Origin of the sequence: Streptomyces fodineus, from assembly GCF_001735805.1 — a bacterium.
Taxonomy (GTDB): domain Bacteria; phylum Actinomycetota; class Actinomycetes; order Streptomycetales; family Streptomycetaceae; genus Streptomyces; species Streptomyces fodineus.
Map to the genome: position 1 here is coordinate 5724280 of NZ_CP017248.1, position 22448 is coordinate 5746727.

A 22448-nucleotide genomic window follows, 5' to 3' on the forward strand; every position below is an offset into this window, starting at 1 on the left:
AAGGGCAGCGCCCCCGGCACGCGCGCGTGGCGGGAAACGGCCCGGGCACGCGCGCGTGGAGCAGCGGCCGGCCGCCGAACCACGGCCTCAGACCCAGGTGTCCAGCCACATCCGCGACCGCCACTGGTCGATGGGGATGGCGGTACCGGTGTAAAGGGGCCAGAAGTAGATGAAGTTCCAGGCGATCAGCAGGACCAGGACGCCCGCGGCCGAGGCGCCGACGACCCGGCGGGTGTCGGAGGAGCCCGGCGGGCCGATGATCGCACCGATCATCATCGCCACCGCCAGGCACAGGAAGGGCAGGAAGACGACCGCGTAGAAGAGGAAGATCGTCCGTTCCTGGTACATGAACCAGGGCAGGTAACCGGCCGCGATACCGCACGCGATGGCACCGGCACGCCAGTCGCGGCGGAACGCCCACCGCCACAGCACGTACAGGATCGCGAAACAGGCCGCCCACCACAGCAGCGGAGTGCCGATCGCCAGCACCTCACGGGCGCACTTCTGGCCGGCGTCCGAAGGGCAGCCGTCGACGCCGGGGTTCGGGGACTCGTAGAAGTACGACACCGGGCGGCCCAGCACGATCCAGCTCCACGGATTGGACTGGTAGGTGTGCGGGGAGGTCAGGCCGACGTGGAACTCGTACACCTCGTGCTCGTAGTGCCACAGGCTGCGCAGCCAGTCCGGCAGGAAGGTCCAGCTGCCGCCCTTGCCGTCGGTGGCCGCCCAGTTGCGGAAGTAGCCGCCGGTGCCGTTCGTCGGGGAAAGGATCCAGCCGAGCCAGGAGAGGAGGTAGACGGCGATCGCCACCGGGACCGTCGCAAGGAAGGCGATGCCCGTGTCGTACTTCAGGGCCGCCGCGTACGGGTGCCGGGCGCCGGCCGTCCGGCGCGTGCCGACGTCCCACAGCACCGCCATCACGCAGAACGCGACCAGGATGTACAGGCCGTTCCACTTCGTGCCGATGGCCAGGCCCAGCATCAGCCCGGCCGCCCAGCGCCAGGGGCGCGGTCCGAAGCGGAACGTGTCGGCCACGCGCGCGTGCGGGCGGACCCGGCCGTCGGCGTCGGCGGGCAGGGCCGCGGCCAGTCTCTCCCGTGACCGGTCCCGGTCGATGACCAGACAGCCGAACGCGGCCACCACGAAGAACATCAGCACGCCGTCGAGCAGCGAGGTCCGGCTCATCACGAAGTGCAGCCCGTCCACCGCCATCAGCGCGCCCGCGAGGCAGCCGAGGAACGTCGAACGGAACATCCGGCGCCCGATCCGGCACAGCAGCAGCACGCTCAGCGTGCCCAGCAGCGCGGTCATGAACCGCCAGCCGAACGGGTCGAACCCGAACATCAGCTCGCCGAGCCCGATGACGTACTTGCCGACCGGCGGATGCACGACGTACGACGCGTCCGTCGGGATCGCGAGATGGCCGTGCGTGCGCAGCACCAGGTCGTTGGCGTTCTTGTCCCAGTTGACCTCGAAACCGCGGTGGACGAGCGCCCAGGCGTCCTTGGCGTAGTACGTCTCGTCGAATATCACCGCGCGCGGGCTGCCCAGGTTCCAGAACCGCATCAGGCCCGCCATCAGCGTCACCAGCAGCGGGCCGCCCCATCCGGACCAGCGGGTGACCCGCTCGGCCAGGACCGGCGACACGCCGAGCGCCTGCCACAGCCGGGGGCCCGGCTCGGTGAACGGGGGCACCAGCCGGTCGCGTACGTCGCCCGCGGGGGCGTCCTGGGCCGCTACGTACCCGAATCTGCGCAGCCGCTGCTGCCAGGACGGCCGCCGGTCATGCGGCGCCTGGCCCTGCCGTAGGTCCATGGAGGACGCGGTACTGGTCACCGCGCCATCGTAGGGAACCGTTCTGTGCGAGTCCCGTGCATGGGCGGTACCGGCCGGGATGCGGTCGTTGTCCCGGGTGCGGCGGTGGGCGGGGCGGCGGTGGGGCCGGCCGCCCGTCGTCGCCGGTGGGGCTGTCAGTGGTTGCTGGGAGGATGGGGGTGTGACTGGAACCCTTGTCCTGGCAGGTACCCCCATCGGCGACATCGCGGACGCGCCGCCCCGGCTCGCCGAGGAGCTCGCCGGCGCCGACGTGGTCGCCGCCGAGGACACCCGGCGGCTGCGCCGGCTCACCCAGGCCCTCGGCGTCACGCCCAAGGGCCGCGTGGTGTCGTACTTCGAGGGCAACGAATCCGCCCGTACGCCGGAGCTGGTCGAGGAGCTGCTCGGCGGCGCGCGCGTGCTGCTCGTGACCGACGCCGGGATGCCGTCCGTCTCCGACCCCGGTTACCGGCTGGTCGCGGCGGCCGTCGAGAAGGACATCCGGGTCACCGCCGTACCGGGGCCGTCCGCCGTGCTCACCGCGCTCGCGCTGTCCGGGCTGCCCGTCGACCGGTTCTGCTTCGAGGGCTTCCTGCCGCGCAAGGCGGGAGAGCGGCTGTCCCGGCTGCGGGAGGTCGCGGCCGAGCGGCGCACGCTCGTGTACTTCGAGGCCCCGCACCGGCTCGACGACACCCTCGCCGCCATGGCCGAGGTCTTCGGCGCGGACCGGCGGGCCGCCGTCTGCCGGGAGCTGACCAAGACCTACGAGGAGGTACGGCGCGGTCCGCTGGCCGAGCTGGCGCGGTGGGCCGCGGAGGGGGTGCGCGGGGAGATCACCGTGGTGGTCGAGGGCGCGCCGGAGAGCGGGCCGGAGGAACTGGACGCGGAGGAACTCGTGCGAAGGGTCCGGGTGCGGGAGGAAGCGGGGGAGCGGCGCAAGGAGGCGATCGCCGCGGTGGCCGTAGAGGCGGGGATACCGAAGAGGGTCGTCTTCGACGCCGTGGTCGCCGCGAAGCGTTCCGGTGGGTGACGGGGGTTCGTCCGCCCGGCAGCTTGCGTTCACACCCCCTCTGAGCAGGGCCGTTCTCGGGTGAGCGCACGGGCCATGGGACGGCAAAGGGCTGTCGCCGATGGCAAAGGGAAACGGGGCCGACCGGGGGCTTTTCGGCAAGGAAGACTCAAATCGCCTCCAACACTCGACAGCCCTGGTGCGTCCGCGCTGGTGAAGGCGTCCACTGGGTGAAGAGACGCCCCGTTGAGGGGCGCTTGTCCAGCGGACAAGAGGAGCTGGCATGAGTGAGATCGGGCAGTCCGGCCCCCGCGGTACGGCCACAGCCGTCGTTCACGAGTCGTATGCGTTCGCGTGCATGCGGTGCGGGCACGGCTGGGAGCAGTCGTACGAGATAGAGCACCACACGGACGCCGAAGGGCAGGAGTTCGTGCTGTACGTGGCCGACGGCCGGGTCGTGCCGTCGCCGCTGAGCCGGCCCAGCTGCCAGAACTGCGACGGCCACGTCGTGCGGATCATGCGCGCGGGGCAGGTCTCCTCGGTGTGCGGCACCGCGGAGCGGCGCCACAGCGTGCCGCTCGCGGGCCCGGTCGAGGCGCCCGAGGTGCCCGCGCAGCCCAAGGAGCCGCACCACTGGCACCTGTCCGATCTCCTCCACCCTTTCCAGCGCAAGGCCGGCTGAGCGGATCACCGGCCGGTGACGGCATGCCCCTTTCGTAGGATCGGGGCATGCCTTCGAACGCCGACCAGACCGCCCAGGGCGACAAGAACGCCGCACCGCCGCTTCCGGCGCCGCTGCGGGTTCCGGTCGCCGACTCGCACACCCACCTCGACATGCAGTCCGGCACCGTCGAGGAGGGCCTGGCGAAGGCCGCGTCGGTCGGTGTGACGACGGTCGTCCAGGTCGGGTGCGACATCAAGGGCTCGAGGTGGGCCGCCGAGACCGCGGCCGCGTACGACGGCGTCCACGCCGCCGTCGCCCTCCACCCCAACGAGGCCCCGCGGATCGTCCACGGCGACCCCGACGGCTGGTCACGGCAGGGCGCCCGGGAGCCCGGCGGTCAGGCGGCGCTGGACGAGGCGCTCGCCGAGATCGACCGGCTCGCCGGGCTGCCCCAGGTCAAGGGCGTCGGCGAGACGGGCCTGGACTACTTCCGCACCGGCCCCGAGGGCAAGGCGGCCCAGGAGCGGTCCTTCCGCGCCCACATCGAGATCGCCAAGCGGCACGGCAAGGCGCTCGTCATCCACGACCGGGACGCCCACGCCGACGTCCTGCGCGTCCTGAAGGAGGAGGGCGCCCCGAGCGCACCGTCTTCCACTGCTACTCGGGCGACGCCGGGATGGCGGAGATCTGCGCCCGCGAGGGCTACTACATGTCCTTCGCCGGCAACGTCACCTTCAAGAACGCCCAGAACCTCCGGGACGCCCTCGCCGTCGCCCCGCTGGAGCTGGTCCTCGTGGAGACCGACGCGCCCTTCCTGACCCCGGCGCCGTACCGCGGGCGCCCCAACGCGCCGTACCTGATCCCCGTCACGGTGCGCGCGATGGCCGCCGTGCGCGGCATCGACGAGGACGCGCTCGCGACCGCGCTCGCCACGAACACCGCCCGCGCCTTCGGCTACTGAGCCTTCTGTTCGAGCACTGGGCGCACACTCGACGGGCAACAGTACGTAGTCGAGTCGCTTTGGAGAGCGACGACCGCTCCGCTAGGTTCTGGGGGCCCGATCCAGACCCCTCTGGCACCTCTGGAGCGTGTCGGCGTGAGCAAATCGCAGTACGAGACGTCTCAGACCTACGACCCGTACCCCCCGTACGGGCCCTACGGCTCCGACAGCTCCGTGCACACCGCGGAGACCCTGTCGTACGGGCTGTACGAGGACACCTACCGGCCCGCCTACGAGGCGCAGGCGTACTTCGTCCCCGAACCGGCGCTGTCCCGGCCGGGCGGGAGCCTCGCGCAGGCCGGTGGCGCGGTGGGCGAGGGGGGTGAGCTGGACTTCGGGAGCCCGCTGGACGAAGAAGGGACGTGGGAGGGCGCGGAGCTCGCCGGTGCGAGCGGGCGGGCCGCGCGTCGGCGCCGGGCGCGCTGCGCCGAGCGGCCGGAATCCACCGTGCGCCGCCTGCTGCCGCAGGCGCTGGTCGTGGCCTTCCTCGCCGGCGGCACCACCGCGTTCGTCGCCAAGGACAAGGCGATCGAGCTGACCGTCGACGGCAAGCCGCGCACCCTGCACACCTTCGCCGACGACGTGCACGAGCTGCTCGCCGAGCAGGGCGTGCCCCTCGGGGCGCACGACGTGGTCGCGCCCGCTCCCGGCAGGGCCCTCACCAGCGGAGACGCGGTCGCCGTACGCTACGGCCGCCCCGTCCGGCTCACCCTCGACGGCCAGCGGCGCCAGGTGTGGACGACGGCGCACACGGTGGAAGGAGCGCTGGACGAGCTGGGGGTGCGCGCGGACGGCGCGTACCTGTCCGCCTCGCCCTCCCAGAGCATCGGACGCGCCGGGCTCGCGCTCGACGTGCGCACCGAGCGTGCCGTCACGATCATGGCCGACGGCCGGACCCGGACCATCCGCACCAACGCGGCCACCGTCCGTGCGGCCGTCGAGGAGGCCGGGATCGGCCTGCGCGGCCAGGACACCACGTCCGTCCCGCTCGACAGCTTCCCGCGCGACGGGCAGACCGTGACCGTGCTGCGGGTCAGCGGCAGCCGGGAGGTGCGCGAGGAGCAGATCCCGTTCGCGGTCGAGCGCGCCGAGGACCCCACCCTCTTCGCGGGCACCGAGGTCGTCGTCCAGGCCGGGCAGCCCGGACTGCGCCGCGACACCTACCTCCTGCGCATCGTGAACGGGGTCCGGGACAAGCCGCGCCGGGAGACCTCCGAGGTGGTGCGCAAGCCGCGCAAACAGGTCGTGAAGGTGGGCACCAAGCCGCTGCCGACCTCCGTGGACGGCGCCGACCACCTGAACTGGCACGGCCTCGCCGCCTGCGAGTCCGGTGGCCGCGCGCACGCGGTCGACCCCTCCGGCACGTACGGCGGGCTCTACCAGTTCGACGCCCGCACCTGGCACAGTCTCGGCGGCACCGGCCGCCCCCAGGACGCCCCGGCGGAGGAACAGACCCTCCGCGCGAAGAAGCTGTATGTGCGCCAGGGGACGACGCCCTGGCCGCACTGCGGGACCAGGCTGCACGGCTGACGCCGGCAGGCGGCCCCCGGTCCGGCCGCGGCACCGGCACCTGGCATCGTCGGCCCGATACCTCCCCGTACCCTTGTCCCGTGAGCAGCCCCACCCCCGACGCCCTCCTCGGCCCGGCCGACATCCGTGAGCTGGCGGCAGCGCTCGGTGTCCGTCCCACCAAGCAGCGCGGCCAGAACTTCGTGATCGACGCCAACACGGTCCGCCGTATCGTCCGCACCGCCGAGGTCCGCCCCGACGACGTGGTCGTCGAGGTCGGCCCGGGTCTCGGCTCCCTCACGCTCGCGCTGCTGGAGGTCGCCGACCGGGTGACCGCCGTGGAGATCGACGACGTACTCGCCGCGGCCCTCCCCGCGACCATCGGGGCGCGCATGCCGGCGCGCGCCGACCGGTTCGCGCTCGTCCACCGCGACGCGATGCATGTCGCCGAACTGCCCGGCCCCCCGCCGACGGCGCTGGTGGCGAACCTCCCCTACAACGTCGCCGTCCCCGTGCTGCTGCACATGCTCGACACCTTCCCGAGCATCGAGCGCACCCTCGTCATGGTGCAGTCCGAGGTCGCCGACCGGCTGGCCGCCGCACCCGGTTCGAAGGTGTACGGCGTGCCGTCGGTGAAGGCCAACTGGTACGCCGAGGTCAAGCGCGCCGGTGCCATCGGCCGCAACGTCTTCTGGCCCGCGCCGAACGTCGACAGCGGGCTGGTGTCGCTGGTGCGGCGGGCGGAGCCGCTGAAGACGACGGCCTCCAAGGCCGAGGTCTTCGCCGTCGTCGACGCGGCCTTCGCGCAGCGCAGGAAGACCCTGCGGGCGGCACTGGCCGGCTGGGCCGGGTCCGCCGCCGCCGCCGAGGCGGCCCTGGTCGCGGCCGGTGTCTCGCCGCAGGCGCGCGGCGAGTCGCTCACGGTGGAGGAGTTCGCGCGGATCGCCGAACACAAGGACGCACGAAGCACCGGGCACGAGGACGCGCGGATCGCCGAGCACGAGGACGCACGGAGCACCGGGCATGAGGACGCACGGAGCACCGGGCATGAGGACGCACGGAGCACCGGGCACGAGGACGCGCGGATCGCCGAGCACGAGGAGAGCGGCGAGTGAGCGTCACGGTACGGGTCCCGGCCAAGGTCAACGTCCAGCTCGCGGTCGGCGCCGCGCGCCCCGACGGGTTCCACGACCTCGCCAACGTCTTCCTCGCCGTCGGCCTGTACGACGAGGTCACCGTCACCCCGGCCGACGAACTCCGCGTCACCTGCGCCGGCCCGGACGCCGCCCAGGTCCCCCTGGACCGCACCAACCTCGCCGCACGCGCCGCGCTCGCGCTCGCCGCGCGCCGGGGCATCGAAGCCAACGTCCACATCCACATCGCCAAGGACATCCCGGTCGCCGGCGGCATGGCGGGCGGCAGCGCGGACGGCGCGGGCGCGCTGCTCGCCTGCAACACGCTGTGGAACGCCGGTGCCTCCCGGGCCGAACTCCTCGCCATCTGCGCCGAGTTGGGCAGTGACGTGCCCTTCAGCCTGGTCGGGGGCGCGGCCCTCGGCATCGGGCGGGGTGAGCAGCTGACGGCCCTGGAGACCGGCGGCACCTTCCACTGGGTGTTCGCGATGGCCGAGCGGGGGCTGTCGACCCCGGCGGTCTTCCGTGAGTTCGACCGGCTGGCGCAGGGACGGGAGATCCCCGAGCCGGTCGCTTCGGCGGATCTGCTCCAGGCGCTGGCGAAGGGGGATGCGGACGCGCTGGCTGCGGCCGTCTCCAACGACCTTCAGCCCGCGGCGCTGTCCCTGTTCCCGGAGCTGGCGGACACCCTGGAGGCGGGGCGTGGCGCGGGTGCGCTCGCCGCGCTGGTCTCGGGTTCCGGTCCCACGACGGCGTTCCTCGCCCGCGACGCCGCCGCGGCGCGGAAGGCGGCGGAGGCGCTGCGGGCATCCGGCACGTGCAGGTCGGTGCGGACGGCTGCGGGGCCGGTGCCGGGGGCCACGGTGCTGCGAGGATCGTCACAGCGGTCGTAGAGCTTGCGCGGCCGTCCGGCCGATGGTGTCGAGGGGCCGGTCACCACGGAGAGTGACCACTCCCTCGCAGCCCGCCCGCACCCCGCGAGGCCCTACGCTAGAAGGCTGACCCCCGCGGCGGAGCCGCATGCCGATACAGCCCCCGCGCACAGGAGTGAAATGGCCGTCAACCTGGTCAATGCCGAGAACGTCAGCAAGGTGTACGGCACCCGTGCCCTGCTGGACGGCGTCTCGCTCGGCGTGTCGGAAGGGGACCGTATCGGGGTCGTCGGACGCAACGGCGACGGCAAGACCACCCTCATCCGGATGCTCGCCAAACTGGAGGAGTCCGACACCGGTCGGGTGACGCACTCCGGCGGGCTCCGGCTCGGCGTGCTCACGCAGCACGACTCGCTCGACCCGGCCGCCACCGTCCGCCACGAGGTCATCGGCGACATGGCCGACCACGAGTGGGCCGGCAACGCCAAGGTCAGGGACGTGCTGACCGGGCTGTTCGGCGGGCTCGACCTGCCGGGCTTCCCGAAGGGGCTCGACACGGTCATCGGACCGCTGTCCGGTGGCGAGCGGCGCCGTATCGCGCTCGCCAAGCTGCTCATCGAGGAACAGGACCTGATCGTCCTCGACGAGCCCACCAACCACCTGGACGTCGAGGGCATCGCCTGGCTCGCGCGCCATCTGCAGAACCGGCGCTCGGCGCTGGTGTGCGTGACCCACGACCGGTGGTTCCTGGACCAGGTCTGCACCCGCATGTGGGACGTGCAGCGCGGCGACGTCTACGAGTACGAGGGCGGCTACTCCGACTACGTCTTCGCGCGTGCCGAGCGCGAGCGGATCGCCGCCACCGAAGAGGCCAAGCGGCAGAACCTGATCAGGAAGGAGCTGGCCTGGCTGCGGCGCGGCGCGCCCGCCCGCACCTCCAAGCCGCGCTTCCGGGTCGAGGCCGCCAACGAGCTGATCGCGGACGTACCGCCGCCCCGGGACAGCTCCGAGCTGATGAAGTTCGCCTCCTCGCGGCTGGGCAAGACCGTCTTCGACCTCGAGGACATCACCGTGCAGGCCGGTCCGAAGGTGCTGCTCAAGCACGTCACCTGGCAGCTCGGTCCCGGCGACCGGATCGGCCTCGTCGGCGTGAACGGCGCCGGCAAGACCTCGCTGCTGCGCGCCATGGCCGAGGCCGCGCGCACCGAGGGCGAGGAGCAGCCGGCGGGGGGCCATATCGCCGTCGGCAAGACCGTCAAGCTGGCCTACCTCTCCCAGGAGGTCGCCGAGCTGAACCCGAACACGCGGGTCCTGGAAGCCGTCCAGCAGGTCCGCGAGCGCGTCGACCTCGGCAAGGGGCGCGAGATGACCGCCGGGCAGCTGTGCGAGACGTTCGGCTTCAGCAAGGAGAAGCAGTGGACGCCGGTCGGGGACCTGTCCGGCGGTGAACGCCGCCGCCTGCAGCTGCTGCGCCTGCTCATGGACGAACCCAACGTCCTCTTCCTCGACGAGCCCACCAACGACCTCGACATCGAGACCCTCACCCAGCTGGAGGACGTCCTCGACGGCTGGCCCGGCTCGATGATCGTCATCTCCCACGACCGGTTCTTCGTCGAGCGTACGACGGACCGTGTCTTCGCCCTCCTCGGCGACGGCGCCCTGCGGATGCTGCCGCGCGGTATCGACGAGTACCTGGAGCGGCGGCAGCGCATGGAGGAGGCGGTCGCCGCGCAGGCCGCAGCGGCCCTGCCCAAGCCGGCCGGACCGGAGAAGAGCGCCGCCGACCAGCGCGCCGCGAAGAAGGAACTCCAGAAGATCGAGCGCCAGTTGGACAGGATCTCCGAGAAGGAGTCCAAGCTGCACGCCCAGATCGCCGAGAACGCCACCGACTTCGCCAAGGTCGCCGGCCTCGACGCCCAACTGCGCGATCTCACCGGAGAACGCGAGGAACTGGAACTGCGCTGGCTGGAGCTGGCCGAGGACGCGTAGCGGCGACAGGGGGACCACCCCGGCCCACACCCCCGGCATGAACCAGCCACCGTATGCCCCCACTTCACGACCCCACCTCCGCGCCGAGCCGGCGCCCGCCCCCGGCGCGCGGCTCTGTTGCGTGCGTCGCGTGAAGGGGGCGTGAAGGCGCATAACGGGGTCATCACGGGCCGGCCGTCCCTTGGGAACAGGGGTGGATCCGGGCCCGTGTGCTGTCAGTACCGGGTGATAGAAAGGGCCGTCTGAGAACTGTCTGAGTAACGACCCAGGGTCCGTCAAGACCCTTAGGGCGTGGCTAAAAATCAGTGAACGAGGGGGAAGAACGCTGATGACCCAGCCGCCCAACCAGCCGCCGCAGGGTGGTTTCGGAGCGCCGCAGGACCAACCACCGGCCCAGGGTGGCGGATTCGGCGCCCCCCAGATGCCACCGGCCCCGGGCGGTTTCGGCGCCGCACCTCCCGTGCCCCCGCCGCCCGCCCAGCCGCCCGCCGCCCCGCCGCAGCAGCCGCAGCCCGGCTACGGCTACCCCCAGCAGCCGGGTCCGTACGGCGCACCCGGCACCCCCGGCCCCTACGGCTATCCGCAGCAGCCGGGCCCGTACGGCGCGGCGCCCCAGCCCGGTTTCGGGCACCCGCAGCAGCCGCCGTACCCGGGCGCGCCCGCCACCGCACCCGGCGGGAAGAAGAAGACCGTGCTGATCATCGGGGCCACGGTGGCCGCGCTGCTCGTCATCGGCGGCACGGTGTACGCGGTCACGAGCGGCGGCGGCAAGAAGAAGCCGGTGGCGCAGCAGAGCGACGACCCCAAGCACTCCGCCACCGCCTCGCCGAGCGCGTCGAGCGGTGGCGGTGACGACCCGGAGAACCTCAACGCGGGCCGCAAGGCCGGTGAGGCGAAGGTGCTCTGGTACCAGTCGGCACCGGACGCGCCCGGCGCCGGCGCCGACGCGCCCGGCATGTGGGTCACCGGCAAGACCGTGGTGAAGGCGGCGTACAAGCAGGTCTTCGCCTATGGCGTCGGCGACGGCAAGCCCGCCTGGGCCCCGATCTCCTTCCCGCAGAAGATATGCGCGGTCACCCCGCAGAAGTCGGACGACGACAAGGTCGTCGTGGCGTACATGAGCGGCGCCGACGACAAGGCCGAGTGCAACCAGATGCAGCAGATCGACCTGAACACCGGCCAGAAGGGCTGGAGCGGCACGGTCGACCGCCAGGGGGCGTTCGACATCCAGGTCGAGATCAGCCTGACCATCAGCGGCAAGACGCTGATAGCGGGCCGCGCGGGGTCGGCGGGCACGGCGTACGACGTCGACAGCGGCAAGAAGCTGTACGACAAGGCGAGCAACGGCGGGTCGTGCGCTCCGTCCGGCTACGCGGGCGGCGACGGCCGGCTGATCCAGGCGTCCCACTGTGCCGCGTTCGAGCCCAACGAGCACGAGGAGATCCAGGAACTGGACCCGGCCACCGGCAAGGTCAAGTGGACCCAGCCGGTCAAGAAGGGCTGGGAGGTGACCAAGGTGTACTCCCTGGACCCGCTCGTGGTGTACCTGACCAACCCGGACAAGAAGGTCTGGAACATCTCCACGTTCACCAAGGACGGCAAGTTCCGCTCCCAGGTGAAGGTCGACGCGAAGTTCGCGCCCAACTGCGGCTTCCTCAACCGGAATCTGGAGGGCTGCCAGGGCGTCGTGGCCGACGCCGACACGCTGTACCTGCCGACGGACAGCACCAACAGCGCCAACGAGATCGTCGCCATCAGCCTCGCCACCGGCAAGGCCGAGTGGCAGGTCAAGTCCCCGGCCGCCGAACCGATGTACCCGCTGAAGGTCGAGGGCGGCAAGCTCGTCGCGTATGTGAAGCCGTCGTACGACTCGGGCGGCCAGGTGGTGTCGATCCCGGTCACCGGCTCCTCCCACGGGCCCGCCAAGCTGCTGCAGAACCCGCAGGGCACGGCCGGGATCGAGGAGAGCTTCTACGAGCCGGTCGTGGACTGGGCCGACGGGCGGTTCTTCATCTCCAGCGGCCGGCTGTCCGGCGACGGCACGTCGAAGGAGAAGCTGATCATGGCCTTCGGTAACTGAGCCGCCGTCCCGGCTTCCTCCGCGTCCGTGGCGAGTCCTGCTCGCCGTGTCCCCTTCGCCGTATCCGTTCCGCCGTCCGGCTCCCGAGCCTCACCGAGGTACCCGTCCCATGACTCAGCCGCCCCCTCCGCCGCCGAACCAGCCCCCGCAGCAGGGCGGTTTCGGCCCCCCGAGCCCCCAGCAGCCCCCGCAGCCGCCCCAGCCCCCGCAGCAGCCGCCCCAGCCGCAGCCCGGCTACGGCTACCCGCAGCCCGCGCCCACCCCGCAGCCGCCCCAGCCCGGTTACGGCTACCCCGCCGCGCAGCAGAACCCGTACGGCCAGCAGCCCCCGGCCTACGGCCAGCCGACCGCCGCCCCCTACGGCGGCCAGCCGCAGAACCCGTACGGGCAGCCCGCGCAGCCGGGTTACGGCTATCCGGGCCAGCCGCCGACCGTGCCGATGCAGCCGCAGCCGGGGCAGAGCGGCGGCGGGCGGAACAACACCACGCTGCTCATCGCCGTCGCGGCGGTCGTCGCCATCGCGCTGATCGTCGCCGGCGGCGTCTGGTACGCGAGCTCCTCCGGAGACGGCGGCAAGAAGCACGACACCGCCTCCTCCAGCGGCGGTTCGGGCGGCAAGGACGGCAGCGGTGGCACCACGGGCGGTGGCGGCAAGGAGAAGGTGCCGGGCGACACCGCGGCCAAGGTGCTGTTCGAGGTTCCGTTGCCCACCGCGGACGACGCGGTCAGGACCACGGGTTCGTGGCTGACCGACAAGGTGTACGCCAAGAGCGGCGTCGCCGAGATCGTCGGTTACGACCCGGCCAAGGGCACCAAGCTGTGGACGATCAAGCTGCCCGGCCCGGTCTGCGCGGCCAGCCGGGACGCGACGTCCGACGGCAAGACCGCGATCGTCTACGAGCCGAAGAACGACACGGGCAAGAGCTTCGCCGGGTGCACGCAGATCGCCGCGCTCGATCTCGACGCGGGCAAAAAACTATGGACGAAGACGGTCAATTCCGGTGACTATCCCGTCAACTACCAGAATGTGACGGTCGCTCAGCACACCGTCGCGCTCGGCGACAGCGAGGGCGGTGCCGCCTTCGACCTCGACTCGGGCAAGGCGCTGTGGCTGCCGAAGCCGGGCGACAACTGCTACGACGCGGGCTACGGCGGCGGCACCAGGCTGGTCGCGGTGCGCCACTGCGGAGACTCCGCGACCGGGCAGGTCAGCATCCAGACCCTCGACCCGAAGACCGGGAAGGTGCTCTCCGAGTACCGGATGGACTCGGGTGTCGAGAACGCGACCGTCGTCTCCACCGACCCGCTGGTGGTGGCCGCCAACGTCGGCGCGGACGACGGCAGCGGCGTCTCGGACTACTTCTCCATCGACAGCAAGACCGGCAAGCTGCTCGCCCACATCTCCGCGCCGGCCAAGACGTACGGCGGCAAGTGCGACACCATCACCCCGGTCGAGGGCTGCAAGCAGATCGTCGCCGGCAACGGCAAGCTGTACCTGCCGACCGAGGAGCACGACGGCAACGGCGGCGCGTTCAGCAAGACCAACGAGATCGTGGCCTTCGACCTGACCACGGGCAAGCCGACCGGCCAGCGGGCCGAGGCCGGCGAAGGCTATCTGCTGACCCCGCTGCGCATGGACGGCGCCAACCTGATCGCCTACAACCAGCCGCCGTACAACAAGGGCGGCCAGATCGTCAGCATCGACGGCGGGTCCTTCAAGATGACCAAGCTGCTGGAGAACCCGGCCACGCAGAGCGTGCGGCAGGTGGAGGGCGCCATGCTGCCGGACTACGCGGAGATCCTCTTCGGCGACGGCCGGCTGTACATGTCGCAGGTCTTCGCCCAGCGCAAGGGCAGCTCGTCCTACGGCAAGGAGGACCTGGTGATCGGGTACGGCACGAACGGCTGACTTCCCGGCCGACCCCGTAGCGACTCTCGCCCGAAAGGGTGACTTGCCGAGAAGTGCCCCGGATTTCATCGATCCGGGGCACTTCTCATCAGTAGGGGCAGCGCGACGTCGAACAAGCGTGTAGCTTCCGGGGGCATGAAGGACGGGGTGCCGGGGGGCCTCTGTCCTTGCGGACCGGTGGGCGTCCATAGTGGGGCATCCATGGGGGGGGGACTGGGGGGTGGTTGCTCTATGGGAGTGCGGCTCATGGTCGTCGACGACCATCGGCTGCTCGCTGAGGCGCTGGCGTCGGCGCTCAAGCTGCGCGGGCACCGGGTGCTCGCCGCGGCGGCGCCGGCCGCGGGCGCGGCGGATCTGGTGATCGCGCGGGCGCCGGAGGTGTGTCTGCTGGGTACGGCGGCGCCGGCCGAACCGGGTGTGTTCGACCCGGTGGTGAAGATCAAGCGGGAGCGTCCGCAGGTGGCGGTGCTGGTGCTCGGCCCGGTCCCGTCGCCGCGCGGGATCGCGGCGGCGTTCGCGGCGGGGGCGTCGGGCTACGTACGGCACGACGAGCGGATCGAGGGCGTCGAGCGGGCGATCATGAAGGCGCGGGCGGGGGAGGCCGCGGTGGCACCGCAGTTGCTGCAGGGGGCCTTCGGGGAGCTGCTCAATCCGTCGGCCCAGCCGGACGACGAGGCTCAGCGCCTGCTGCGGATGCTGACGCCCCGGGAGGTGGAGGTGCTGGTGCGGGTGGCCGACGGGGAGGATACGCGGGTGATCGCCGCGGGGATGGGGATCGCGCCGAGCACGGCCCGTACCCATGTCCAGCGGGTGCTGATGAAGCTGGGGGTGGGGTCGCGGCTGGAGGCGGCGGCACTGGCCGCGCGGACGGGGTTGCTGGACCGGGCGGGGCCGCTGGGTTCCGGTCTGGAGTAGGCGCCCGGCGGCGCTACGCAGCCGACGGCCCCGCAGCGCCCCGCACGGGGCGCGGGGAACTGCGCGACCAGCCCCCGCGCACCCGCACCCGGGAACGGCGCTTCACTCCCCCTGCCTGTCCTCCGGCACCTCCTCGGCAGGAAGCGGCAGAGGCGCCGCAGGCCTGAGCTTCAGCCAGGCCAGGAAGAAGATGCCCAGCAGGAGCATGCCGAGCCCGGTCCAGAGGTTGATGTTGACGCCCTGGGCCTTGTCGATGGCGGCCCGGGAGTCGGTGATGCCGGTGATCATGACGATGAGGCCGTACACCACGAACAGGCCGCCGATGATGCGGCGCAGGTCGAAGATGCGGGCTGCGGTCGCGGACTTGCCCTCCAGCTCGGTGACTTCCCGCTGGACGTCCTCCTCGCTGTAGTGGAAGCCCTCGTGGCGGTCGGGGTGCGCGTTGTCGCTCATGGTTTCCTCGATCCTCCCGCGTCAGAACGAGAACGGGACGTAGCAGGCGGCGGCCAGGACGACCGCGCCCCAGCCCAGCAGGGCCGGCCGGCGGTACCAGGCCTCGTCGCCGGGCGCCGGCGGTTCGGCCATGCCGGGGGAGCGGGTGCCGTAGACCAGCCCCTGCAGCTCCTGCGCCGGCTTCGGCCGGGTGAACAGGGACACCGCGACCATCACCACCGCGCCGGCGACGAAGCCTGCGATCGCGGAGACGAAGTTGGCGCCCTGGTCGGAGGGGATGGAGATGATCCCCTTCTTGTAGAGGACGAAGTAGTTGACCATCGCGGTCACGGTGCCCGCGAGCAGGCCCCAGAAGCCGGACTTGGCGGACGCCCGCCGCCAGAACATGCCGACGATGAACACGACGAACATCGGCACGTTGAAGAAGGAGAACAGCGTCTGCAGGTAGCTCATGATGTTCGAGAACGAGGACGCCAGGAACGCCGTACCGATCGACGCCAGGACGCCGACCGCCGTGATCAGGCGGCCGAAGCGGACGTAGTACGAGTCCTCACGGCCGCGCACCACGTACTTCGCCCAGATGTCGTTGGTGAACACGGTGTTGAAGGACGACACGTTGGCCGCCATGCCGGCCATGAACGCGGCGAGCAGACCGGTGACGGCGATGCCGAGCACGCCGTTGGGCAGCAGTTCCTGCATCAGGTACGGGATGGCGTCGTTGTACTGCAGACCCGAGCCGGAGGCGCCGATCTTCGGCACCAGCGCGGCGGCGACCAGGCCCGGGATCATCACCAGGAAGACGATGAAGATCTTCGGGTAGGCGGCGATCAGCGGCGTCCGCTGCCCCGCGGAGAGGTTCTTCGCGGACAGGGCGCGCTGCACCTCGGCGAAGTTGGTCGTCCAGTACCCGAAGGACAGCACGAAGCCGAGGCCGAGGACGATGGTCAGCCAGTTGGCGCCGAGCGGGTTGACATGCCCGATCCCGGTGCCGCCCCAGGCGGTGGTGAAGTTCGCGCCGTGCGTCGCGGTGAGCTTGTGGGTCAGCCCGCCCCAGCCGCCGACCTTCTTCAGGCCGAGGACGGTGATGGGGATGAGGGCGGCCAGGATCACGAAGAACTGCAGCACCTCGTTGTAGATCGCCGAGGACAGACCGCCGAGGGTGATGTACGCCAGCACGAACGCGCCGGCGACGACGATCGCGACCCACTGCGGCCAGCCGAGCAGTGCCTCGACGACGATCGCGAGGGCGTAGAGGTTGACGCCCGCGATCAGGATGGCGGCGAACGCGAACAGGATCGAACTGAGCAGGTGGGCGGCCCGGTCGAAGCGCAGCAGCAGGAACTCGGGGACCGAGCGGACCTTGCTGCCGTAGTAGAAGGGCATCATCACCAGGCCCAGGAAGACCATGGCCGGGATGGCGCCGACCCAGTACCAGTGCACGGTGTAGGCGCCGTACTGGGCGCTGTTCGCGGCCATGCCGAGGATCTCGGTGGCCGCCAGGTTCGCCGAGATGAAGGCGAGGCCGGTGATCCAGGCGGGCAGCGAGCGTCCGGACAGGAAGAAGTCGAGGCTGGTCTTGACCGAGCGGCGGGCCGCGAAGCCGATGCCGAGGACGACGACGAAGTAGATCGCCAGGATCGTGTAGTCCAGCCAGTTGGTGGGGAGCCGTAGCGCCGCCGCCAGATAGAGGGGACTGTTTGTGGGGGTTTGCATGAGAACTCGCTTCGTTGCGCGAACTGATCCAAGCGGAACCTACGTGTCCGCGTTCAGAAATTGAACACTTCTGTTGGTGTTCTTTGTTTGATTGTGATGATCCCCCAGGTTGTCGAGTTGTGGTCTGTTATGTTTGATTGTGTTGAGTGATTGGGTGCGGGACGTAGAGGAGTCCGGCGTTGAAGAAGACCTCGACACGGCTGGCCGACGGTCGTGAGCTGATCTACTACGACCTTCGGGACGACACCGTGCGGGACGCCGTCGACCGCCGCCCGCTGGAGCGGACCCATACGACGTCCGAGATCCGCCGCGATGTGCTGCTCGGCGACTCGGTGGCCGTCGCCTCCCACCGGCAGGGCCGGACGTACCATCCGCCGGCCGACGAGTGCCCCCTGTGCCCGACGCGGGGCGAGCGGCTCAGCGAGATCCCGGACTCGTCGTACGACGTCGTCGTCTTCGAGAACCGGTTCCCCTCCCTCGCCGGTGACTCCGGCCGCTGCGAGGTCGTCTGCTTCACCTCCGACCACGACGCCTCCTTCGCCGGCCTCACCGAGGAGCAGGCGCGCCTGGTGCTGGAGGCGTGGACGGACCGCACCTCGGAGCTGTCGCATCTGCCCTCCGTCGAGCAGGTCTTCTGTTTCGAGAACCGGGGCGAGGAGATCGGCGTGACCCTCGGCCACCCGCACGGCCAGATCTACGCCTACCCCTTCACCACCCCCCGCACCGCCCTGATGCTCCGCTCGCTCGCCGCCCACAAGGAGGCGGCCGACGGGGAGAACCTGTTCGACGCCGTCCTCGCGCGGGAACTCGCCGGCGAGCGGGTCGTCCTTGAGGGTGAACACTGGGCGGCCTTCGTCCCGTACGCGGCGCACTGGCCGTACGAGGTCCACCTGTACCCCAGGCGCCGGGTGCCCGACCTGCTCGCGCTGGACGAGGCGGCGCGCACAGAATTCCCCCAGGTCTATCTGGAACTCTTGAGGCGCTTCGACCGGATCTTCGGCACCGGTGAGCCTCCGACGCCGTACATCGCGGCCTGGCACCAGGCCCCGTTCGGCGCGCTGGAGGAGTTCGACGGCGTGGAGCGCGGCGACTTCGCCCTCCACCTCGAGCTTTTCACCATCCGCCGCACTTCCGGCAAGCTGAAGTTTCTCGCGGGTTCCGAGTCCGGCATGAGCGTGTTCATCAACGACGTGCCGCCGGAGCGCGCGGCCGAGCGACTGCGAGAGGTAGCGAGTTCATGAAGTACCTGGTGACGGGTGGCGCGGGTTACGTCGGCAGTGTGGTCGCCCAGCACCTGCTGGAGGCCGGCCACGAGGTCACGGTCCTCGACAACCTCTCGACGGGCTTCCGCGAGGGCGTGCCCGCGGGCGCGGCCTTCGTCGAGGGCGACATCCGCGACGCCGCCAAGTGGCTCGACCCCTCCTACCACGGTGTGCTGCACTTCGCCGCGTCCTCGCAGGTCGGCGAGTCGGTGGTGAAGCCGGAGAAGTACTGGGACAACAACGTCGCCGGCTCCATGGCACTGCTCGGCGCGATGCGCGAGGCGAACGTCCGCACGCTCGTCTTCTCCTCCACGGCGGCGACGTACGGCGAGCCGGAGCAGGTCCCGATCGTGGAGAGCGCCCCGACGCGGCCGACCAACCCCTACGGCGCCTCCAAGCTGGCCGTCGACCACATGATCACCAGCGAGGCGAACGCCCACGGCCTGGCGGCGGTCTCCCTGCGCTACTTCAACGTGGCCGGCGCCTACGGCGCGTACGGCGAGCGCCACGACCCCGAGTCGCACCTCATCCCGCTGGTCCTCCAGGTCGCCCAGGGCCGCCGCGAGGCGATCTCGGTCTTCGGCGACGACTACGCCACCCCCGACGGCACCTGCGTCCGCGACTACATCCACGTGGCGGACCTGGCCGAGGCCCACCTCCTGGCCCTCGCGGCGGCCACCCCGGGCGAGCACCTGATCTGCAACCTCGGCAACGGCGAGGGTTTCTCCGTCCGCCAGGTCATCGAGACGGTCCGGCAGGTCACCGGCCACCCGATCCCCGAGATCACGGCCCCGCGCCGGGGCGGCGACCCGGCCGTCCTGGTCGCCTCGGCGCAGGCGGCCCGCGAGAAACTGGGCTGGAACCCGACCCGCGCGGACCTCGCGGGCATCGTCGCGGACGCCTGGGAGTTCGCGCAGCACATCACAAGGGAGCACTAGTGGGGGCACAGCAGGTCGCGGAGCGCTTCGCCGAGCTGTACGGGACGCAGCCTGAAGGTGTCTGGGCGGCACCGGGCCGGGTCAACCTCATCGGCGAGCACACCGACTACAACGACGGCTTCGTGATGCCGTTCGCGCTGCCGCACGAGACGGTCGCGGCCGTCTCCCGCAGGGACGACGGGGTGCTGCGCCTGCACTCGGCGGACATCGAGGGCGGCGTCGTCGCATTGTCGCTGCACGCCCTGGAGCCCGGGAGCGACGAGAACTGGACGGCGTACCCCGCGGGCGTGGCCTGGGCCCTGCGCGAGGCGGGCCACGGCGTGACCGGCGCGGACATCCACCTGGCGTCCACGGTCCCGACGGGCGCGGGCCTGTCCTCCTCGGCGGCCCTGGAGGTGGTGATCGCGCTCGCGCTCAACCACCTCTACGAACTGGGCCTCCCGGGCTGGAAACTGGCCCGTCTGTGCCAGCGCGCGGAGAACATCTACGTCGGCGCGCCGACCGGCATCATGGACCAGACGGCGTCGGCCTGCTGCGAGCCGGGCCATGCGCTCTTCCTGGACACCCGTGACCTGTCCCAGCAGCAGATCCCCTTCGACCTCGCGGCCGAGGGCCTGCGCCTGCTGGTCGTGGACACCCGGGTCAAGCACGCCCACAGCGGCGGCGAGTACGGCAAGCGCCGGGCCGGCTGCGAGAAGGGCGCGGCCCTGCTCGGCGTCGACGCCCTGCGGGACATCCCGTACCCCGAGCTGGACGCGGCGCTGGCCCGGCTCGGCGACGAGGAGGAGGTACGCCGCCTGGTCCGCCACGTGGTGACGGAGGACGAGCGGGTCGAGCGGGTCGTCGGGCTGCTGCGGGCCGGCGAGACCCGCCGAATCGGCCCGGTCCTCACCGAGGGCCACGTCTCCCTGCGCGACGACTTCCGCATCTCCTGCCCCGAGCTGGACCTCGTCGTCGACACGGCCCTGTCGGCCGGTGCCCTGGGCGCCCGCATGACCGGCGGCGGCTTCGGCGGCTCGGCGATCGTCCTGACGGAGGCCACGGACGTCGACACCCTCACGAAGGCCGTCGAAGAGGCCTTCGCGGCAGCGGGCTTCACGGCTCCGCGGGTGTTCGAGGCGGTGCCTTCGGCGGGGGCGCGGCGGGTCGGCTGACTCGGTGAACGGCTTCCCGAGGGGGCTCGCGCGGGACTCGCGGGACTCCTACGGGACCAGCCGCTTCGTCAGCGTGTACTCCGTGACGCCCGGCGGATAGTCCGGGATCACGCACACCACCTCGTAGCCCTGTTTCTCGTAGAAGCGCGGGGCCTGGAAGTCCCAGGTCTCCAGGCGGGCGGCGGTGCAGGCGCGGTCGGTGCGGGCGAGGCGCTCCGCCCGCGCCAGCAGCCGGGCGCCGAGGCCCGCGCCGCGGTGGCGGGCGTCGACCCACAGGTAGGTGACGTGCAGCCAGGTCGTCCAGGTGTGGCCGACCAGGCCGCCCGCCAGGTCGCCCGAGGGGTCCAGGGCCCATACGTGGAGCGGGACTTCGCGTTCGCCGGGGGTGCCGCGCAGGGCCGCCAGGACGGGGGAGGCCGCCGTGTTGGTGTCCCGCAGTCGGGAGCGGAGCAGATCACGTCGGGCTTTGTCGACTTCCGCCTCAATACGAAACATGCGGCACACGATAAACGCGCCGGGCGGCCAGTTCTGTAAATCTCCTTCCGCTGCGTGCTCCCATCCGTACTCTGTGGAACAGCACCGGTGGGGGCCGGTGCTGATCAGGGGGCGAGACAGGCGGGTACGGCACCCGCGGTGGGGGTAGCAGTTTCCGCGACGGCGGCGGCCGCGCGGCGCGTGTCCTTTCCGTCAGGTGTCGTACCCGCGCGGGTCGTCGTTCTTTCCGGACCTTGGTAGTCCCCTGCTCCGCGCGGAGCCTGGGGAAGGGGGTTTCGTGGTTCGTATCCGAGTCCTGGTCGTGGACGACCACCGCATCTTCGCCGAGTCGCTCGCCGCCGCCCTGGCCGCCGAGCCCGACGTCGACGTCTCCGCCGCCGGCAGCGGCCCCGCCGCGCTGCGCTGCCTGGAGCGGGCGGCCGGTGAGGGCCGCCGCTTCGACGTGCTCCTGGTCGACGCCGACCTCGGTGGTCATGCGCCCGGCAGCCGTCCGGGCGTTCCCGTGCCCGTGCAGGAGGGCAATGAGGAGGGGCTCGTCGACGGGATCTCGCTCGTCTCCGGGGTCCGGGCCGCCCAGCCCGGAGTGCGGATCGTCGTGCTCGCCGAGAAGGACGACTCCCGGCGGGCGGCGCTCGCGCTGCAGGCCGGTGCCTCGGGGTGGGTCGCCAAGGACTGCTCGCTGTCCCGGCTGCTGACGGTCATCCGGGGAGTGCTGCGCGACGAGACCCATCTGCCGCCCGCCCTGCTCACCGGCGTCCTCAAGGAGCTGACGGCCGCCCGCCGGCACCGCACCGAGAGCGAGCGGCTGGTGGAGTCCCTCACGCCCAGGGAGCGGGAGGTGCTGCGCTGCATGGTCGCGGGCCTCGGCCGCAAGGCCGTGGCCGAGCGGCTGTTCCTGTCCCCGCACACCGTGCGCACCCATATGCAGAACGTCCTCGGCAAGCTGGGCGTCCACTCGACGCTGGCCGCCGTCGCGCTCGCCCGGCGCGCGGGGGTCGGGCCGGCCGACCTAGCCGGGGATGTTGTCGAACGGGGCGGTCAACTGGCGTAGCAGACCGGCCAGTTCCGCACGCTGGGCGCGGGACAGCTCGGCGAGGATCGCCCGCTCCTGCTCCAGCAGCCCGGCCAGCGCCTGGTCCGCGCGGTCCCGGCCGGTGTCGGTCAGCCGGACCAGCACACCCCGCCGGTCGCTCGGGTCGGGCAGCCGCTCCACCAGGCCCTTCTTGGCCAGCCGGTCGATGCGGTTGGTCATCGTGCCCGAGGTGACCAGGGTCTGGGTCAGCAGCTGACCGGGGGAGAGCTGGTACGGCGTGCCCGCGCGCCGGAGCGCGGTCAGCACATCGAACTCCCACGGCTCCAGCTGATGCTCGGCGAAGGCGAGCCGGCGCGCACGGTCCAGATGCCGGGCCAGTCGGCTCACCCGGCTGAGCACTTCCAGCGGCTCCACGTCGAGGTCCGGACGTTCCCGGCGCCACGCTGCGACCAGCCGATCGACCTCGTCCTCCATGAGATCAGTGTAGTGGTTGTGTCGACATGAA

Annotated in this window: 18 protein-coding genes and 1 pseudogene; 14 read left to right on the forward strand and 5 right to left on the reverse strand. The window is 71.5% G+C overall.

Annotation, left to right across the window (positions count from 1 at the left end; all coding sequences use genetic code 11):
* Positions 1-87: 87 nt before the first annotated feature.
* Positions 88-1836 (reverse strand): dolichyl-phosphate-mannose--protein mannosyltransferase, encoded by a 1749-nt coding sequence (locus BFF78_RS24560; RefSeq protein WP_069780371.1) that lies wholly within the window; start codon positions 1834-1836, stop codon positions 88-90.
* A 160-nt stretch (positions 1837-1996) separates the two neighbouring features.
* Between BFF78_RS24560 and rsmI the strand changes: the two genes are divergently transcribed.
* From rsmI to BFF78_RS24610, 10 genes and pseudogenes are all read left to right on the forward strand, one after another.
* A complete protein-coding gene (gene rsmI, locus BFF78_RS24565) occupies positions 1997-2845 on the forward strand; it encodes a 16S rRNA (cytidine(1402)-2'-O)-methyltransferase (RefSeq protein WP_069780372.1) in 849 nt (282 codons plus the stop codon).
* Positions 2846-3107: 262 nt separating this feature from the next.
* The gene (locus BFF78_RS24570) at positions 3108-3506 is read left to right on the forward strand and encodes a hypothetical protein (RefSeq protein ID WP_069780373.1); all 399 of its coding nucleotides are present in this window, start codon (positions 3108-3110) and stop codon (positions 3504-3506) included.
* A gap of 47 nt (positions 3507-3553) precedes the next feature.
* A pseudogene (locus BFF78_RS24575) lies at positions 3554-4449 on the forward strand (TatD family hydrolase).
* Between the two features lie 135 nt (positions 4450-4584).
* Entirely contained in the window at positions 4585-6018 is a 1434-nt protein-coding gene (locus BFF78_RS24580; RefSeq protein WP_069780374.1) for a resuscitation-promoting factor, read from the forward strand.
* Between the two features lie 80 nt (positions 6019-6098).
* Positions 6099-7112 carry a 16S rRNA (adenine(1518)-N(6)/adenine(1519)-N(6))-dimethyltransferase RsmA gene (rsmA, locus tag BFF78_RS24585; protein ID WP_227025921.1) on the forward strand — a complete coding sequence of 338 codons (1014 nt, stop codon included), beginning with the start codon at positions 6099-6101 and terminating at the stop codon, positions 7110-7112.
* Entirely contained in the window at positions 7109-8023 is a 915-nt protein-coding gene (locus BFF78_RS24590; protein ID WP_069780375.1) for a 4-(cytidine 5'-diphospho)-2-C-methyl-D-erythritol kinase, read from the forward strand. The genes rsmA and BFF78_RS24590 overlap by 4 nt, the downstream gene beginning before the upstream one ends.
* Positions 8024-8182: 159 nt before the next feature.
* Positions 8183-9991: an ABC-F family ATP-binding cassette domain-containing protein gene (locus tag BFF78_RS24595; RefSeq protein WP_069780376.1), complete on the forward strand. Its 1809-nt coding sequence runs from the start codon at positions 8183-8185 to the stop codon at positions 9989-9991.
* Positions 9992-10319: 328 nt separating this feature from the next.
* Complete coding sequence (locus tag BFF78_RS24600) at positions 10320-12071, forward strand: outer membrane protein assembly factor BamB family protein (protein WP_069780377.1); 1752 nt, start codon at positions 10320-10322, stop codon at positions 12069-12071.
* 109 nt (positions 12072-12180) lie between these two features.
* Positions 12181-13980 carry an outer membrane protein assembly factor BamB family protein gene (locus BFF78_RS24605; protein ID WP_069780378.1) on the forward strand — a complete coding sequence of 600 codons (1800 nt, stop codon included), beginning with the start codon at positions 12181-12183 and terminating at the stop codon, positions 13978-13980.
* A gap of 231 nt (positions 13981-14211) precedes the next feature.
* On the forward strand, positions 14212-14895 hold the full coding sequence (locus BFF78_RS24610) for a helix-turn-helix transcriptional regulator (RefSeq protein WP_079161459.1): 684 nt from the start codon (positions 14212-14214) through the stop codon (positions 14893-14895).
* A 102-nt stretch (positions 14896-14997) separates the two neighbouring features.
* On the opposite strand, the gene BFF78_RS24615 is transcribed toward BFF78_RS24610, so the two are convergent.
* Together BFF78_RS24615 and BFF78_RS24620 are read right to left on the reverse strand one after the other, a co-directional pair.
* Positions 14998-15348 carry a hypothetical protein gene (locus tag BFF78_RS24615; protein WP_069780380.1) on the reverse strand — a complete coding sequence of 117 codons (351 nt, stop codon included), beginning with the start codon at positions 15346-15348 and terminating at the stop codon, positions 14998-15000.
* 21 nt (positions 15349-15369) lie between these two features.
* Entirely contained in the window at positions 15370-17061 is a 1692-nt protein-coding gene (locus BFF78_RS24620) for a sodium:solute symporter family protein (RefSeq protein ID WP_069780381.1), read from the reverse strand.
* A gap of 179 nt (positions 17062-17240) precedes the next feature.
* Here BFF78_RS24620 and galT point away from each other — a divergent pair, with 179 nt between their 5' ends.
* From galT to galK, 3 genes are read left to right on the forward strand one after another with little or no spacing between them, the layout of a single operon-like run.
* Positions 17241-18302, forward strand: coding sequence for a galactose-1-phosphate uridylyltransferase (gene galT / locus BFF78_RS24625; RefSeq protein ID WP_069780382.1), 1062 nt, complete (start codon positions 17241-17243; stop codon positions 18300-18302).
* Positions 18299-19261, forward strand: a complete 963-nt coding sequence (galE, locus tag BFF78_RS24630) for a UDP-glucose 4-epimerase GalE (protein WP_069780383.1) — start codon at positions 18299-18301, stop codon at positions 19259-19261. The genes galT and galE overlap by 4 nt, the downstream gene beginning before the upstream one ends.
* Positions 19261-20415 (forward strand): galactokinase, encoded by a 1155-nt coding sequence (galK, locus tag BFF78_RS24635; protein WP_069780384.1) that lies wholly within the window; start codon positions 19261-19263, stop codon positions 20413-20415. Before galE ends, galK begins: the two co-directional genes overlap by 1 nt.
* A gap of 48 nt (positions 20416-20463) precedes the next feature.
* Here the strand turns inward: galK and BFF78_RS24640 are convergent, their stop codons facing one another.
* Positions 20464-20910 (reverse strand): GNAT family N-acetyltransferase, encoded by a 447-nt coding sequence (locus BFF78_RS24640; protein WP_069783789.1) that lies wholly within the window; start codon positions 20908-20910, stop codon positions 20464-20466.
* Between the two features lie 277 nt (positions 20911-21187).
* On the opposite strand from BFF78_RS24640, the gene BFF78_RS24645 reads away from it, so the two are divergent.
* Positions 21188-21961 (forward strand): LuxR C-terminal-related transcriptional regulator, encoded by a 774-nt coding sequence (locus BFF78_RS24645; protein ID WP_069780385.1) that lies wholly within the window; start codon positions 21188-21190, stop codon positions 21959-21961.
* Here BFF78_RS24645 and tamR read toward each other — a convergent pair.
* On the reverse strand, positions 21920-22417 hold the full coding sequence (gene tamR / locus BFF78_RS24650; protein WP_069780386.1) for a MarR family transcriptional regulator TamR: 498 nt from the start codon (positions 22415-22417) through the stop codon (positions 21920-21922). The genes BFF78_RS24645 and tamR overlap by 42 nt on opposite strands.
* Positions 22418-22448: the final 31 nt, after the last annotated feature.